Origin of the sequence: Hyphomicrobium sp. (genome assembly GCF_035572195.1) — a bacterium.
GTDB lineage: Bacteria > Pseudomonadota > Alphaproteobacteria > Rhizobiales > Hyphomicrobiaceae > Hyphomicrobium_B.
On record NZ_DATNBA010000060.1, the window covers coordinates 21,860 to 37,142 of the forward strand.

The 15,283-nt window shown below is 61.1% G+C and carries 13 protein-coding genes and 1 tRNA gene; 10 read left to right on the forward strand and 4 right to left on the reverse strand.

Annotated features, from left to right (window positions below):
* The first annotated feature begins 24 nt into the window (after positions 1-24).
* A complete protein-coding gene (locus VN623_RS05995; RefSeq protein WP_325569131.1) occupies positions 25-1,467 on the forward strand; it encodes a hypothetical protein in 1,443 nt (480 codons plus the stop codon).
* 14 nt (positions 1,468-1,481) lie between these two features.
* Here the strand turns inward: VN623_RS05995 and VN623_RS06000 are convergent, their stop codons facing one another.
* Entirely contained in the window at positions 1,482-2,450 is a 969-nt protein-coding gene (locus VN623_RS06000) for a hypothetical protein (protein WP_325569133.1), read from the reverse strand.
* Between the two features lie 133 nt (positions 2,451-2,583).
* Between VN623_RS06000 and uvrC the strand changes: the two genes are divergently transcribed.
* From uvrC to VN623_RS06030, 6 genes are all read left to right on the forward strand, one after another.
* A complete protein-coding gene (gene uvrC, locus VN623_RS06005) occupies positions 2,584-4,587 on the forward strand; it encodes an excinuclease ABC subunit UvrC (protein WP_325569135.1) in 2,004 nt (667 codons plus the stop codon).
* Between the two features lie 115 nt (positions 4,588-4,702).
* Complete coding sequence (locus tag VN623_RS06010) at positions 4,703-7,261, forward strand: DUF3772 domain-containing protein (protein ID WP_325569137.1); 2,559 nt, start codon at positions 4,703-4,705, stop codon at positions 7,259-7,261.
* Between the two features lie 45 nt (positions 7,262-7,306).
* Positions 7,307-7,894: a CDP-diacylglycerol--glycerol-3-phosphate 3-phosphatidyltransferase gene (gene pgsA, locus VN623_RS06015; RefSeq protein ID WP_325569139.1), complete on the forward strand. Its 588-nt coding sequence runs from the start codon at positions 7,307-7,309 to the stop codon at positions 7,892-7,894.
* Positions 7,895-7,901: 7 nt separating this feature from the next.
* Complete coding sequence (gene moaD, locus VN623_RS06020; protein WP_325569141.1) at positions 7,902-8,180, forward strand: molybdopterin converting factor subunit 1; 279 nt, start codon at positions 7,902-7,904, stop codon at positions 8,178-8,180.
* A gap of 2 nt (positions 8,181-8,182) precedes the next feature.
* Positions 8,183-8,647: a molybdenum cofactor biosynthesis protein MoaE gene (locus tag VN623_RS06025; RefSeq protein ID WP_325569142.1), complete on the forward strand. Its 465-nt coding sequence runs from the start codon at positions 8,183-8,185 to the stop codon at positions 8,645-8,647.
* Between the two features lie 172 nt (positions 8,648-8,819).
* On the forward strand, positions 8,820-10,124 hold the full coding sequence (locus tag VN623_RS06030) for an N-acetylmuramoyl-L-alanine amidase (protein ID WP_325569143.1): 1,305 nt from the start codon (positions 8,820-8,822) through the stop codon (positions 10,122-10,124).
* Between the two features lie 591 nt (positions 10,125-10,715).
* Here VN623_RS06030 and VN623_RS06035 read toward each other — a convergent pair.
* From VN623_RS06035 to VN623_RS06045, 3 genes are all read right to left on the reverse strand, one after another.
* The gene (locus VN623_RS06035; protein WP_325569146.1) at positions 10,716-11,705 is read right to left on the reverse strand and encodes a diacylglycerol/lipid kinase family protein; all 990 of its coding nucleotides are present in this window, start codon (positions 11,703-11,705) and stop codon (positions 10,716-10,718) included.
* A 53-nt stretch (positions 11,706-11,758) separates the two neighbouring features.
* Positions 11,759-12,670 (reverse strand): RNA polymerase sigma factor RpoH, encoded by a 912-nt coding sequence (rpoH, locus tag VN623_RS06040; protein WP_325569148.1) that lies wholly within the window; start codon positions 12,668-12,670, stop codon positions 11,759-11,761.
* 187 nt (positions 12,671-12,857) lie between these two features.
* Positions 12,858-13,913: an RluA family pseudouridine synthase gene (locus VN623_RS06045; protein WP_325569150.1), complete on the reverse strand. Its 1,056-nt coding sequence runs from the start codon at positions 13,911-13,913 to the stop codon at positions 12,858-12,860.
* Between the two features lie 40 nt (positions 13,914-13,953).
* Between VN623_RS06045 and VN623_RS06050 the strand changes: the two genes are divergently transcribed.
* The 3 genes from VN623_RS06050 to VN623_RS06060 all read left to right on the forward strand — a co-directional run.
* On the forward strand, positions 13,954-14,334 hold the full coding sequence (locus VN623_RS06050) for a hypothetical protein (protein WP_325569152.1): 381 nt from the start codon (positions 13,954-13,956) through the stop codon (positions 14,332-14,334).
* A 141-nt stretch (positions 14,335-14,475) separates the two neighbouring features.
* A tRNA-Glu gene (locus VN623_RS06055) sits at positions 14,476-14,551 on the forward strand.
* An 87-nt stretch (positions 14,552-14,638) separates the two neighbouring features.
* Positions 14,639-15,283 (forward strand): hypothetical protein (locus VN623_RS06060; protein WP_325569154.1); only part of this gene is annotated, 645 nt, incomplete at its 3' end.

Consider the following 15,283-nt stretch of genomic DNA (forward strand, 5'->3'; position numbering starts at 1 on the left):
CAGGTACCTGCAAAGGGCCACCCTATGGCGATGCTATCCGCCCGTCAGGCCCGGGGACGCTCAGCTCTAAGGCTGATCGCAGCCGCAGCCGTTCTCGCGCTTTCAACATCGATGGCGGAGGCGGCGCCGCCGATCCGCTCGAGCGATGCGAACCCCGTTCCAAAGTGCGTGACGCCGGCACGGCTCATGGCCTTTTTGACTGAGCGCAATCCGCATCTCGATCCGCGCTACCGCGATATCGCTTCTTTGTACAAGCACTTCGGCGAGGCTTGGCGGGTACGTTGGGATTACGCCTTCTTTCAAATGGCGATCGAAACCAACTTCCTGAAGTTTCGGCGCGGCGACGGGCGGCGCGGCGACGTCGGCGAAAATCAAAACAACTTTGCCGGGATCGGCGCCACCGGCGGCGGCGTCCACGGAGAGCGCTTTGCCGACGTGGCGACCGGCGTGCACGCGCAAATCCAGCACCTCGTCGCCTATTCCGGCGAGCGCCTCGCAGAACCCATTGCAACGCGGACGCGTCAAAGACAAGGCGATATCGTCGAAGCTTCGCGGCGGCTTGGTCGTCAGGTGACCTTCGGCGATCTGGCTCGCCGTTGGGCCGTCGACCGCGCCTACGGCAAATCGATCGACCTCATCGCGGGTCTCTATCGGGACGAGTATTGCGCCGAACCTGCGGCGCGATCTGCGGAAGATCTCATTGCGCCCGCGCCGCAACCGGCGCGCCGGGATCGCAACTTCCAGTTTCCGCCGCCCTCAGGGCTCGGCGGGCCGAAGCCGCAGGGCCTCGCGGGTCCCAAAGCCAACGCCGACGTCGGCGAGCAGCTTCCGTGGCTCATAGCGCCGAAGAAACCGCCGGTCGCGGATGCCAAGGCAAAGTCCTCAAAGAAACATACGTCGAAGAAGCAGAAGCCCCCGGTCAAAGCCATCGGATCATGGGAGACCACCAGCCGGAAACTCAAGCCGGGCGCGCCGCCGCAGATTTCTGACGACAAGCCGACCGGCATCGCCGTCAACGGCTCGCGATCTGCGACACCGGAACATTCGCCAGTGGAAGCAAATGCCCATGATGCTCCGGCAGCGAAACCCGCCCCAGAGGACAGCGCATCGGGCGGCCTTGCCGATCTGATACCGAAACTGCCGACTTTCAAAATCGCGCCTGAAGCTTCACGGCTCGGCGGTCCGGTGCCGGCCGCTCCTACGGAAGCAGCGAAGGCGCCCTCAAGCCCGCCGGACGCGCCATGCAGCGTACTCTCGGCGAGCTATGGCGGAACAAAGACGCTGCTGGTCCGTTCGACCATCCTTGGTGAGCAGCGCTACACCGTTCTTACTGTTCTCGACGGTTTCGAAAAATCGATGTTCGACACCTACGCCAAGGCCGAAGCTCCAGGCGCCGAAATCGTCGGCGAGTATTCGACCCGAGATGACGCCCTCGCCGACGCCCGCGTGAACTGTCCGGCAGATTAAGTAAGCGATCCTGCTTATTCGGTCGGCGCCAGATATTTGAGCGCTGCGGTGGACGCCGCGCCTCCGACAACGCACGGAATGCCGAACTCGACTTGGCCGAGCACACCGGCTGCGACGCAGCCCAAGGCCAGCGCGGTCTGGCCGGCCTGTCCCCACCAATTGTAGTTGCGCAAATTCTCGGAACCCTTCGCCTTCAACTCGTCGATCGACGCCAGCGCGTCCTTGCGAAGTTTGCCAAGCTCGAGCGTCTCCGCCGCATCGATCACTTCGCCTAGCGGCTTTCGCGTCGCGGGCTCGATGTCGGTCGAAATCTTTTTGAGCATCAACAGGAGATCGTTGTCGCGCGATGCGTTCTGCGCCAGCGTCCACTTCGCCATCGCGCCGATCGTCAGCGTCTCGACCTTGTTCTTGTCGAGTGAAAATGCCAGCGCCGCAACGATGCGCCGCACGGGCGCTTCCCAGCCGGTCGCGAAATAGTAACCCCAATTCAGATCGATGACGGAGGAATCGTCTTGCATCTTGAGTTCGGTAAGAACCGGCTTGGCGCCAAACAGAAACTTGTCGATCAAATCCTTGCGCGCCGGCATCCGTTCGACGAACTTGGGCAAGAGTTTTTTCCAGCCGGGAAGCCCGGAGTAAGCAACCGCCTTGATGATCAGCACTTGATCTTCGGGCGGCAATGGAAACATCTGCGTGACGAGATCTTCCGCGGTGTCGGGATTGGCTCCCAGAACACCAGCCACAAAGCCGATATAGACACCGGCCTGATCCATGTCCTTGGTGGCGCCAAATGCCGACATGGCCTTGACGGCATCGGGCACGCGCTTCGGTTCAGGATTGCGACGATAGCCATTGATCCATTGGAGCAACTCTGCCGCGCTCTGGAAATGTTTCACCGGCTTTTCCTTGCCAGGCTTTGCCAGCGCCAGCCCCGGACAAGCAAAAATCAGCGCAAGAACTGCAACGGCGATGACGCGATACATGGCACCCCCCATTGGCGCAGCCCTGTTTCCTCAATGTCTTAAAGACTTAGACCGCGCCTGCGACATGGTGATTTTGTGGCGCATATGAGCCCAGCTTGCTTGACCTCGGAAGCCGCCCAATTTTAGGTGCGACATGATCGAAGAACCGCCCACCACCGACCTACCGACAACCCCGGCCCAAGCGCCCAAGACCGGTGTCGATGTCATTGCCGGTTATTTGAAAACGTTGCCGCAGTCGCCGGGCGTTTATCGCATGCTCGATGCAAACGGTGACGTCATCTACGTCGGCAAAGCCCGCCAGCTCAAAGCCAGAGTATCGAATTACGTCCGGCTGGCCGGTCACACAAATCGCATCGCGCGCATGATCCTGGCGACCGCAGCGATGGAATTCATCACCGTCGGCACCGAAGCCGAAGCGCTTCTGCTCGAAGCCAACCTTATCAAGCGCTTCCGTCCTCGCTTCAACGTGCTGATGCGCGACGATAAGTCGTTTCCGTATATCCTGATCGCGCGCGACCATGCGGCACCGGCAGTGATGAAGCATCGCGGCGCAAGAAATCGCAAGGGCGCATACTTCGGTCCCTTCGCGTCGGCGGGCGCCGTCAGTCGTACCGTCAACATGCTGCAGCGGGCGTTCTTGCTCCGATCCTGTTCCGATAGCGTCTATGAGAGCCGCACGCGCCCCTGCCTGCTCTATCAAATCAAACGCTGCTCGGCGCCGTGCACCGGCGAGATCGGGCTCGACGACTATCGGCTCCTCGTCGACGAAGCCGAGCGCTTCCTCAACGGCGAGAGCCAGACGGTTCGCGAGATGTATCAACGGCTGATGCGGGAAGCTGCCGAGAAGCTCGAATTCGAAACCGCCGCGAAGTATCGCAACCGGTTGTGGGCGCTGGCCCACGTCACCGCCGATCAGTCGATCAATCCCGAAGGCGTTGAACAAGCCGACGTTTTCGCCGCCTACCAGGACGGCGGCCAAACATGCGTGCAGGTCTTTTTCTTCCGGACGGGACAGAACTGGGGTAATCGCGCGTATTTTCCAAAGGCCGATCGTTCGCTCAATGTCGAAGATGTCCTCGATAGCTTTATTGCGCAGTTCTACGACGACAAGCCGGTTCCGCGCCTGATCCTCATCTCGCACGATGTTCCAAACCGGGCACTGCTGGCGGAGGCACTGTCGACCAAAGCCGAGCACAAAGTCGATATCAGGGTGCCGTCGCGCGGAACGAAATCGAGCCTCGTCGAACATGCGCTTTCCAATGCCCGGGAAGCGTTGGGGCGCAAGCTCGCCGAAAGTTCATCGCAGGCGCGGTTGCTCGAAGGCATTGCCGAGCGCTTCAATCTCGCCGCCGCGCCGCGCCGCATCGAGGTTTTCGATAACAGCCATACCGGCGGCACCAATGCCGTCGGCGCGATGATCGTCGCGGGCGCCGAAGGCTTCGTCAAAGGCCAATATCGAAAGTTCAACATCAAGTCGCCCGACATCGCGCCGGGCGACGACTACGCGATGATGCGTGAAGTTCTGACGCGCCGCTTCAAGCGGATCGCCGACGCCGAGGTGCTCGATGACATCGAAAACGAAGTCGCAGAACTCGAGGCCGAGACCGCCGGGCTCGAACCCGCTCCGGCTGAAGCTGCCGAGACTGAAGACCAATCGGCAGACGACCGCATATTTCCGGACAGGCCCGATCTCGTCCTGATCGACGGCGGCCTGGGCCAACTGTCGGTGGCGCGCGAAGTGCTGGCGCGCTTCGGACTGCACGACATCGCGTTGATCGGTGTCGCGAAGGGGCCGGACCGCGACGCCGGGCGAGAGCACTTCCACATTCCCGGCCACGAACGCCCGACGATGCTCGAAGCGAAAGACCCGGTCCTCTACTTCGTGCAGCGACTTCGCGATGAAGCGCACCGGTTCGCGATCGGCACGCATCGGGCGAAACGCGCCAAAGCACTCGGCGTCAACCCGCTCGACGAGATCGCGGGCATCGGCCAGAGTCGGAAGCGGGCGCTGCTCACCCATTTCGGATCGGCAAAAGCCGTATCGCGTGCGGGCATCGAAGATTTGAAGGCCGTCGGTGGCATTTCGGCTGATATGGCGAGGAAAATCTACGATTTCTTCCACGAACGCTCGCCGTAGAGCCCGACGTGCGGGCAAAAGACGCTGGTCATAAACATCACCATTGCCCTATTTTCGCGGCACTTAGGGGCGAAGCGACCACTCTCCCTTTTTCGAACCTTCAAGGGCTCTCGTTGTGCCGAAGCTGAGACACGCATTCGCGGCTATCGCCATCCTCGCTTGCGCCACATCTCAAGCATTTGCTGAAGCGCCGGCGCAGCCTGCCGCCAGTCCCGCCGCAACGCCGGCACCTCAGGCCCAGCCTGCCACTCAGAATGGCGCGCCGGCCCCGGCGGCTGCACCAGCACCGGCAGCGTCCGGTACTGCCGCGCAACCCGCACAAGCTCAACCCGGGACGGCGCAGCCCGCCGCGCAACAGCCCCCGCCTCCTCCGCCGCCACCGCCATCGTTGCCGCCAGAGGTTCACTCGACGATCGACAACGTCGTCGGCGTTATGGACGGCGCTGAAAAGGCGCTGACGGCAATCAGCAGCGTCGACACTGATCTGGGACAGCTTCGCGACAAGATTGACGGCGTGATCTCGACGACGACGCAAACGGCCGACGGCCTCCGGCCAAGTCTCGAGCACATTCAGCGTCAGATCGACAAGCTCGGTCCGCCGCCCGCAGCCGGCGCGCCACCGGAATCGCCATCAGTTGCGACCGAACGCGCCCGGCTCGCTGCGCAATCGACTGAAATTTCCGGCGCCATCAAGACCCTTCAGGTCACGTGGTGGCGGGCGCGCCAGGCCATCGACAAGATCACCAACCTGCGGCTGTCGCTGTTTGTGCGAAGCCTTACCCAACGAATGGTGAGCCCGCTTTTTCCGGAATTTTGGGAAGATCTCGCGCGCGGAGCGCCGAGCGTCAGTTGGCGGCTGGAATATAATGCGAAAGACTGGTGGTCCTCCATCAACCGGCAGAAAATGAATGTCGCGGCAGTGCTAGCCGGTGCATTCGTACTCTATCTGCTTCTGAAGACCGTCGTGCTCGCGGCGATTCGCTACCGGGCGGCACCAGATGCCGTGCCACCGACCTTTTTCGAACGTGCCGCATCGGCCTCCTGGATTGCTCCGGCGCGCGCCGTAGCGGGCGTCGCGACCGCGTTCATGCTGTATGCGGGCTTCGATTACCTGGGGTTGCTCTATTACCCAACGGCGGCCCCGGCCGGAGTGGCGCTGCTGCGCTCAGCGCTCATCTTCATCGCGGTATCGGCGCTCATTTCCGCCGTTTTCGCACCGACGCGACCGGAGCGGCGCCTCGTCCTACTCTCGAACCGCAGCGCTCGACGGATTTCGCGGCTGCTCAAGATTCTGGCGCTGATTTATTCCGCTGATCTCTTTCTGTCGGCCTTCGGGCAGATTCTTTATTTCCCGCTTTCGATCAGTGTCGTGCAGTCGTTGTTCACGAGTATCGCGTTCGCGGTTGTCTTGATCGGCCTACTCCTGACGCCGTTTGAATCGAATGCCCGAGACCCGATGAAACCTGTCGGGCGCAACGATCCGGCTTGGCTAAAAATCCCGCTTTGGATGGCGGCAGGCGCGATCATTCTCTCGTGTCTTCTCGGCTATGTCGCGTTCGGCCGCTTCCTGGCGCAGCAGATGGTGATGACCGGCGTCGTCGGATTGGTCGCAACGCTGCTCTACCTTGCCATCCGCGCCTATACGCGGGGCAACACGACGACGCGCGGCCATATCAGCTTGTTGCTCGAAGAGCAGATGGGCTTTGACGCCACGCGCCGCAAACAGCTCGGCTGGCTGACGGAAACGGTGTTGACGCTTTGCGTCGCTTTCGTCGCCATTCCCGTACTGCTGTTGCAGTGGGGATTTTCCGGCCCCGACATTCGCGACTGGGTCAAGTCACTGCTTTTCGGCTTCGAGATCGGGCAATTCCGCATCTCTCTGGTCCGCATTCTGATTGGCGTCGGGATATTCGTTGGGTTGCTCTTCGTCACGCGATTGATCCAGCGGCGGCTGCGCGAAAACATTCTGATTCAGCCGCGCATGGACCCAGGCATCGCCAATTCGATCGACACGACGGTCGGTTACGCGGGCACCGGATTGGCCGCGATCATCGCCATATCCTACGCCGGATTTGACATCACGAATCTGGCGATCGTCGCAGGCGCGCTCTCGGTCGGCATCGGTTTCGGACTGCAATCGATCGTCAATAACTTCGTGTCGGGCCTGATCCTGTTGATCGAGCGTCCGATCAAGGTCGGAGACTGGGTCGTCGTCGGCAGCGAGCAGGGCACGGTCAAACGGATTTCTGTGCGCTCGACCGAAATCGAAACCTTCGACCGCGCCAGCCTGATCGTTCCGAATTCGGAGCTGGTCACGGGCCGTGTTTTGAACTGGACGCACCGCAACGCGCTTGGACGCGTCGTGCTGAAGTTCAGCGCCGGGCCAGATGCCGACCCGCGGCGCATGCTCGCAGTGCTCAATGACTGCGCCAACCGACATCCCGATATCCTGCGTGAACCGGCGCCGCTTGCCGTGTTCGAAGGCTCGACACCGACAACGACCGAATATTCGCTGCGTGTGTTGTTGCCCGACATTACACATGGACTCAGAGTCCAATCGGACCTCAGAGTTGCGATTTACGAGGCTCTGAGGCGCAGCAAGGTTGTCGGCTCCGCCGGCGGACCTTACAATCCAGGTGTCACGGGGGCCGTAGAACCGGCTTTGCCGGACTGAGATCAACCCATTGACGCAACCTTGCTGCGGCGGCTACCCCACATCATGGATCAGATCGCGCACCGCTCGATGTCGACGAGCCTGCCCAATATCCTGACTTATGGCCGGATCGTCGCGGTTCCGGTCCTGGCCGGAGTCTTGTTTTTCGGGACGAGCGATAATGCGCGTTGGTTGGCGTTCGCGATTTTCGTTACGGCCTGCCTGACCGACTGGCTCGACGGGTATCTGGCGCGCATCTGGGCGCAGCAGTCGAATCTCGGCCGCATGCTCGATCCGATCGCCGACAAGTTGCTCGTCGGTGCGACGCTGCTGATGCTCGTCTATGCCGGCACAATCGGCGGATGGTCGATCTGGGCGGCGCTCATCATACTGGCGCGCGAAATTCTTGTGTCCGGCCTTCGCGAATTCCTCGCCGAACTCAACGTCAAGGTGCACGTCACGCAACTCGCCAAATGGAAGACGGCGATGCAGTTCATCGCTCTTGCCCTGCTGCTTGCCGGCCCCGCGGCGGAAGCCGTGCTGCCGGGAACAACAATCTCCGGTGTCGTGCTGTTGTGGATCGCGGCACTGCTGACGCTGGTTACGGGCTATGATTATCTGAAGGCCGGCATCCGCCACGCCATCGATCGCTGAGAGCGTGATGACCACCGAAAAGACAACGCACGTTGTAGTTCTTCGCTATTTCGCCTGGCTGCGTGAAAAAACCGGCGTCAGTGAAGAGCGTCTGACACTGGCGCCTGGGATTGCCACGGTTGCCGAGCTGCTGCGCTGGCAGGCGTCGCGCGGACATCCCTTCGATGCCGCCTTCGCAAAACCGGAGGCCATTCGCGTTGCCCTCGATCACGCGCACGTAAAGCCCAGCGCCTCGATCGCGAATGCCGCCGAGATTGCCTTCTTCCCTCCGGTGACGGGAGGCTAGCCGTGAGCGTTCGCGTCGAGACTGCCGACTTCGATATTTCGGCCGAGATGGCGCGTCTGACGGCGGGCAACACCGGCATCGGCGCCGTTGCCTCTTTCGTCGGCAAAGTGCGTGACCATGTCGAAGGCGCGCCGCTGACGTCGATGACGCTCGAGCACTATGCCGGCATGACGGAAGCGGAACTCGAGCGTATCGAAGCCGAGGCGCAACGACGCTTCAATCTCTCAGCGTCGCTCATCGTGCACCGCGTCGGCGACTTGAAACCCGGCGATAACATCGTTCTCGTCATCGCCTGCGCGTCGCACCGGCAAGCTGCTTTTGCCGGGGCAGAGTATCTGATGGATTACCTGAAGACGCGGGCTCCCTTCTGGAAAAAGGAAGTTCTGGCCAACGGTGACGCGCGATGGGTCGAGGCGCACGAAAGCGACGACGCTGCCGCCATGGCTTGGCAAACTTCGGAAAAATAAGCTCCAAGCTGCTGAGTTTTATCGAGGAGCCGAGATCCCTTAACGGGAGATTAACCGGCCATTCGATAACCTTAACCTCGTACCAACGAGACCGCCAAAACGCCATCTTCATAAGGCACTGAGACTATGTGGTGCATGGGGCTGGACGGGACGCGCCACGGGGGAACACCGCATGCGTAATTCCGTTCAACGGGCGCTTTGCTGCGTGGTTGCAACGGCTGCAGCCGTCGCACTCTCGTGCCCAGTTCGAGCGGGCACGGTCGGAGCTGACTCGACCCCGCGCAAGATTCAGTTGCAGATCGAATCGGACAAACCGGAAGCTCCCACGGCTTCCGTCGCAAGCAACATCCTGCGCACGCGGTTCGTCGTCGGTCTCGAACACAACGTCGACTATCAGATCTTCTCGCTCACAAATCCAAACCGGGTCATTGTCGAGCTTCCGGATATCAACGTGCGTCTTCCGGTGCTCGAAGAAAACAAATCCGTGGGCTTGGTCAAAAGCATTCGCGCCGGATTGGCTGCGCCGGGCAAGACCCGAATTGTCATCGCCGTCACGCACCCCGCCATCGTCGAAAGTTCAAAAATTGCGCAAGACAAGGACGGACAATTCAACCTAGCGCTTATCATCCGGCCGGCGAACGCCGGGCTCAATAATTCGACTCAGAAGGATTTTGCCGTCAGTCCGTTCGCCCTCGGCGCCGGGGCTATGCAGCCGCCATTGCCGCGCCTTGCCGAAAGTCCCGAGGAGCGCGCCGCAAGGGCTTTCAGACCCGTCATCGTGCTCGACCCAGGTCACGGCGGCATGGATTCTGGCGCCGTGAAATTGGGCACGGTTGAAAAAGACGTCGTGCTGGCATTCGCACTCGTCTTGCGGCATCAGCTCGAAAAGACCGGCCGCTACAAGATAATGATGACACGCGACGACGACACATTCATTCCGCTCGACGAGCGGACGGCCTTCGCCGAGCGCCACAAGGCGAGCCTTTTCATCGCGATCCATGCCGACTACGCGCAGTCACGGGCGCGGGGCGCCACGATCTTCACGCTTCGCGACCGTGTCGCCAAGAACCTCGAACGGTCAGCCAAGGATAAAGCCGCCGACAGGGCACTTTCGGCGCAGGAAATCGATATCGTAAAAAAAGTCAGCGATGACGTCGGCGCCGTGAGAAACATCCTCGCCGATCTTGCCGAGCGCGACGTTGGATTGACGCATGAACGTACCGGCATGTTTGCAAAGACGGTCATCGAGAACATGGGCGAAAGCACCCAGATGCGCAGCGAGCCAGATCAGCAGGCGGCGTTCCGCGTGCTCAAGACCGCGCAGTTCCCGTCCGTGTTGATCGAACTTGCCTACGTCACGAACCGGGAAGATGCCAAGAACCTCAACTCGGACGATTGGCGGGAGAAGGTTGCGCAATCCATCTCAGCGGCGATCGACAACTACTTTTCCCACGAGATCGCGCGCTTGCCGATGTGAGACGTCCTCAAGGCCGTCAGCAATGTGATCAAAAAAAATGAAGGCCGGCTTTGCAGCCGGCCTTGTCGTTTCACGTGGCCGGAGATCGTCGCACCGTCCCGGCATGCATCAGTCAAGCCCTACATGGGGGATGCTTGCGGTGTTGTCGCCAGAGCAGAATCAACCAACGCGGGTTCCTCAACGTACCTTCTGGGGCATGCGCCTCGCCGGATCGGAGAAATTCGATTGGCTGGTGACAGCGCTTCTGCATGAGGCACTCCATCTTCCAGGTGTCCGCGGCCCCGGCCGGTCAAAGCGGGGTCTTCGCTGTCGAGGCAACGCACGCAGTCGCTCAGTACACGGGCTCGCTGAGCGGTGCGCTAACGTCAAAATATCGACATCGAATGTGCGGGAAGGGTTGGATAGGTGCGTGAAGTCGCCAAGCCTGGACCAGAACGGCACTCCCTCGGGCAGCCCTGTCCATCGCTGCCACGCGCCGTTCGAAGCCATCTGCCGGTCCATCCGGAACCGGTCCAGAGAAGAGAAGGGCATAGACCCTTGGTTCTCGCTCTGACGCTCGCACAGTGTTGTAAGGCCAAGCCCCACAACGCTTCACGATTCTGATGTTACGCGATTCGTGTGACGTTTCGTGAGATCAGCAACATAGGCAGGCGGCACGATAAGCCGAACGCGCGGTCCTTCGGCGCTGACCTCGATGGGCGAAATGCCCGCCGCGTCACCGTCGATCTCGACCGGCACCGCAATTTGCAAGCCGATGCGCGCAAGTTTCACCGGAAGAACGTGAACTCCGACTGGCCGTGTCTGCGGGTTTGTGAGCCTGCCCAGCGCCAGCGACAGCGCGTGTCCAGCGATGCCAAGGCGGGAACGCGCGTCGATCACGACGGCGATGAGATGATCGTGCCCCACTCCGGTGTCGCGCGTCAAAACGAACGAGCCGCCGTAGCGGCTAGCAAACGTCAAGATCACCCAACTTGCCTCGAAACATCGGCCGTCGAGTTCGATATCGAAAGAGCGCGGACCTTCCGTCAATGTCTTGAGGACGGGATAGGTGAAAGCGCCACGCCCGAGTACGCGTTTGGTGCGATAGTTGAGCCGCGCCACGATGCGCGCATCGAACCCGGCGCCGGCCATCAGGAAAAACGGCTCGCCATTGACGAGCCCGCCGCGCACGTCGATCTCTGGACCCTCGAGCAGCATATCCGCAACGCTGCGCGCCCGCCGCCTGAGACCCATCTCGTGGCAGAGGACATTGCCCGTGCCGAGCGGAATGACGCCGACGGCAAGGCCGCTTCCGGCGGCTCCCGTCGCAACCGCGCGGAATGTGCCGTCGCCACCGGCTGCTATTACGGCATCGCAGCCGCCTTGCTGCGCCGCCTCTGAAACGCGCTCGGCAGCCTCGGCGGCATTACGGGCGGGAAGCTGGAATACTTGGGCCCCGCTCTGTCGGACGATGTCGAGCACGCCGTCGAGCAGCCGCGGAACGGCGTGGCCTGCTTTTGAATTGAAGACGAGTGCGAACCGGCGGCGCATCGAAGGGCTTTGTGCTGAAACGGTTATGGCGGCACCGGTCGGCGCCGCCATGTGTTTTGCTCAGGAACCCGGTTCGAAAGGCTACGTCAAGAGCGCGACCGGCCTCAGGCCCGCCGCTCCGCGCTTTCAAGCACGTTCGGCGTCTCCGCGCGGCGTGCCGTCGCCGTAACCGCCTTCTGCACCTTTTCAAAGGCGCGCACTTCGATCTGGCGGATACGTTCGCGGCTAACGCCGAACTCTTCCGACAGCTGCTCCAGCGTAGAAGGGTCTTCCGCAAGACGCCGCGCTTCGAACACGCGCCGCTCCCGGTCATTCAAAACCGACATCGCCGACGAAAGGTACGATTTCCGGCGCTCCAGTTCCTCGTCTTCGACGAGGCGATCTTCCTGCGTCGGCTTATCGTCGACGAGCCAATCCTGCCACTCGCCCGACTCAGAATCGGCGCGGATCGGAGCGTTGAGCGACGCGTCGCCGCCAAGCCGACGGTTCATGTTGACGACGTCTTCTTCCGGCACTCCGAGTTTGACGGCAATTTTCTTGACGTGTTCGGGTTTCAGATCGCCATCGTCGAGCGCCTGCAGCTGGCTCTTGGCGCGCCGCAGATTGAAGAACAACTTCTTTTGCGCGGCCGTGGTGCCCATTTTCACGAGGCTCCACGAGCGCAAAATGTATTCTTGAATCGAGGCGCGGATCCACCACATGGCATATGTCGCGAGGCGGAAGCCCTTATCAGGGTCGAAACGCTTTACGGCCTGCATCAGCCCGACGTTGCCTTCGGAGATGACTTCGCCAATCGGCAAGCCATAACCGCGGTAACCCATAGCGATGCGCGCGACGAGCCGCAAATGCGACGTCACGAGTTGTTCGGCGGCGTCCGAGTCCTCATGCTGCTGCCAACGTTTGGCGAGCATGAATTCCTCATTCGGCGCGAGCATCGGAAATTTGCGTATCTCTTCGAGATATCTCGTCAGCCCGAGCGAACCGCCGGCCAGCGTCGGAAGACCTCTTGTAGCCATAGCCCTCTGCCGGACCTTGACCCGTCACCGGTTCGGTCCGACGTTCCCTGGATTGTCGTGAGAGTCTATATTCGCGGCCCCAGTGCCGCACGTTACATAGTAGTTAAATCGCGCAATTCACCTGGGGTTCCTCATCACGTCCGTTTGAACGGTCGTGTCCGGCGCGGACTGGCGTTTTCCGCGCCGATCAAGAACGCCGCTTAAGCATCTTTTTTGCCGGCTTTTTCGCGGGTGGCGTGCATCCGAATGCCTTAGCGAGGCGTTCGAGGTCGGGCGGCAACGGGCTGTTAAAGCTCATCTTTTTTCCCGTTATCGGATGCTCGAATTGCAGTTGCTCGGCGTGGAGTGCTTGTCGGCCGAGCGCCGCGGCTGCGTCTTTAGCGCCCGCTCCCAGCGCGGCGAGACGCGTCTTGAAGCCGCTACCGTAAACCGCATCGCCTAGAACCGGATGGCCGATATGCGCGAGATGCACGCGGATTTGATGCGTGCGGCCGGTCTCGAGGACAAGTCGCAGCATCGAAACGTCGCCGGCAGGCCGCTCGCCGGGAAAAGTTTGAAGCACGTCGTAATGCGTTGTCGCTGAGCGGCCCAGATCACCGCGCGCGACTGCGATCTTCATTCGGTTGGCCCGGCTTCGCCACAGCCGCGCATCGATGGTTCCCTTAGGCCGTGGAAGATTGCCCCAGACGAACGCCAGATAGCTGCGGTGCAGGCGGCCATCGAGGCCGTGGCTTTTGAATTGGGCGGCAAGACTGTGGTGCGCGGCGTCGGTTTTGGCGACGACGAGCAGCCCGGACGTATCCTTGTCCAGGCGGTGGACGATCCCCGGCCGCTTGACGCCGCCAATGCCTGAGAGGCTTTCGCCACAGTGCGCGACGAGAGCATTGACGAGCGTTCCCGAGGCGTGGCCGGCGGCAGGGTGCACGACGAGCCCAGCCGGCTTATCGACGACAATGAGAGAGTCGTCCTCGTAGACGATTTTGAGCGGCAGGCTTTCGCCTTCGACATCCGCTTCCGTTGCGGGTGGCAGTGTGACGGTGTACGTCACGCCCGGTTTGACCGGAGCCCGAGCCTCCCGTATCGTCCCGCCGCCGCTGACATGGCCATCGCGGATCAGGGCCTGCAAACGCGCACGGCTGACCTCGCCTATCCTCTCTGCGAGCCAGCGGTCGATACGCTGACCGGCATCCTCAGGACCGGCGGTCAGTTCAATCTCGCTCGATGTTTTGACTTTGGTCTGCACTGGTCAGAGACATTCAAAGAAGGAAAGATACGTCTTCGCGATGACCGACGAACCTCAGCCATCCGCAACCGACTTGATGCGCGAACAGCGGTTGCAGCGCAACCTCAAGATCGTCGTCGCGGCTCTTGCGGCTCTTATCATCGTCGGCCTCGGCGCCGTCATGGTGCGCGTCCTCGGCCTTGCCTCGGGGTCCGGCGAAAAGAGTAAATCGCAGGTCATAACCACCGTCGTCGCGTCGCCACAAGGGACGCTGGCGCTCGAAATCCCACAGGGTTCGAAGATCATATCCGTCTCGCTTTCCGGCAACAGGCTCGCCGTCCATCACGACGGACCCGCCGGAGCCGGAATCGCCATTCTCGACCTTGAAACCGGCCAGCGCCTGTTCGACGTCAAACCGGTCGAGTCCTTGCCCCGAAACTGACCTCGCTATGCCCGAAGCCTTCTGATGGTCCGTTGTGGTTGCGAGGCGAGCTTGTCGCGGCCTTTTGCCAGGCACACAGGTTTTGCAAGACAGTCGGGGCTTGATCGGCCGCGAACACTCGATTACACGTCCTCTGCGCCTGCCCCGTTCGTCTAGTGGCCCAGGACACCCGCCTCTCACGTGGGCAACAGGGGTTCGAGTCCCCTACGGGGCGCCAAGTATCTTAAGTAGCGGTAAACATTAGTCTTTTCACTCTCAGGCAACTCCAAAAGGCACCCTTTGTGACCTTATGGGAGAAGCCAAAATGTTACCGCCACATGATACCGACGACACAACACTTGCACCCACACTCTCCGATTGTTTGCTCCTAATCGCAAGCGGTGAGCTTCTCAGCCATTACAGCGTCAAGCTCTGTATCGAGCTAGCGTCTGCGGAAGCTCTCACCGATCAATCAGCGCTAGACCTCGGCTTCATTGCAGGGAGCGCACCCAACTATCCGAGAGCCTTCAACTCTTACGATGCTTCGAGTGCCTATCGGCTCTTCGCTTGCTTCGAGAGCGGCTACCTTCAAGGCCGCTTCGAGCGAGAGCGCTTGCCGAAGTTTATTGCTGAGAAGCCTACAGGGTGTGAAGGTGATGAGGGTGGCCCGTCAAAGTACGCTCGTCTCAGCGATCACATAGGGCTCATCTTTGAGAAGCTTGGCTCTGCAATCGACCGGCACAGAGACCCTCTAGCTACTAACCTTCAAGCAATCATAGCGGGCAGCGTCACGGCTTGCGCTCTTTGGTTCCTGGCTATGCCTGTCACGACTACAGCCGAAGCGTACAACTTTGCTAAGGAAGCCAGCGCAGTTCACAAGCAGGCTGCTGCATCCTACTCAGATGACACCCGGAGAAGCCTACAGGCCCTCATACAGAGCAGCCTTGAGTCGGCTGAGGTATCCCCGTGG

Coding starts and splice junctions, on each gene's coding strand:
- VN623_RS05995 (WP_325569131.1), top strand. CDS start 25: ATGGCGATGCTATCCGCCCGTCAGGCCCGGGGACGCTCAGCTCTAAGG.
- VN623_RS06000 (WP_325569133.1), bottom strand. CDS start 2,450: ATGTATCGCGTCATCGCCGTTGCAGTTCTTGCGCTGATTTTTGCTTGT.
- uvrC (WP_325569135.1), top strand. CDS start 2,584: ATGATCGAAGAACCGCCCACCACCGACCTACCGACAACCCCGGCCCAA.
- pgsA (WP_325569139.1), top strand. CDS start 7,307: ATGGATCAGATCGCGCACCGCTCGATGTCGACGAGCCTGCCCAATATC.
- moaD (WP_325569141.1), top strand. CDS start 7,902: ATGACCACCGAAAAGACAACGCACGTTGTAGTTCTTCGCTATTTCGCC.
- VN623_RS06030 (WP_325569143.1), top strand. CDS start 8,820: ATGCGTAATTCCGTTCAACGGGCGCTTTGCTGCGTGGTTGCAACGGCT.
- VN623_RS06035 (WP_325569146.1), bottom strand. CDS start 11,705: ATGGCGGCGCCGACCGGTGCCGCCATAACCGTTTCAGCACAAAGCCCT.
- rpoH (WP_325569148.1), bottom strand. CDS start 12,670: ATGGCTACAAGAGGTCTTCCGACGCTGGCCGGCGGTTCGCTCGGGCTG.
- VN623_RS06050 (WP_325569152.1), top strand. CDS start 13,954: ATGACCGACGAACCTCAGCCATCCGCAACCGACTTGATGCGCGAACAG.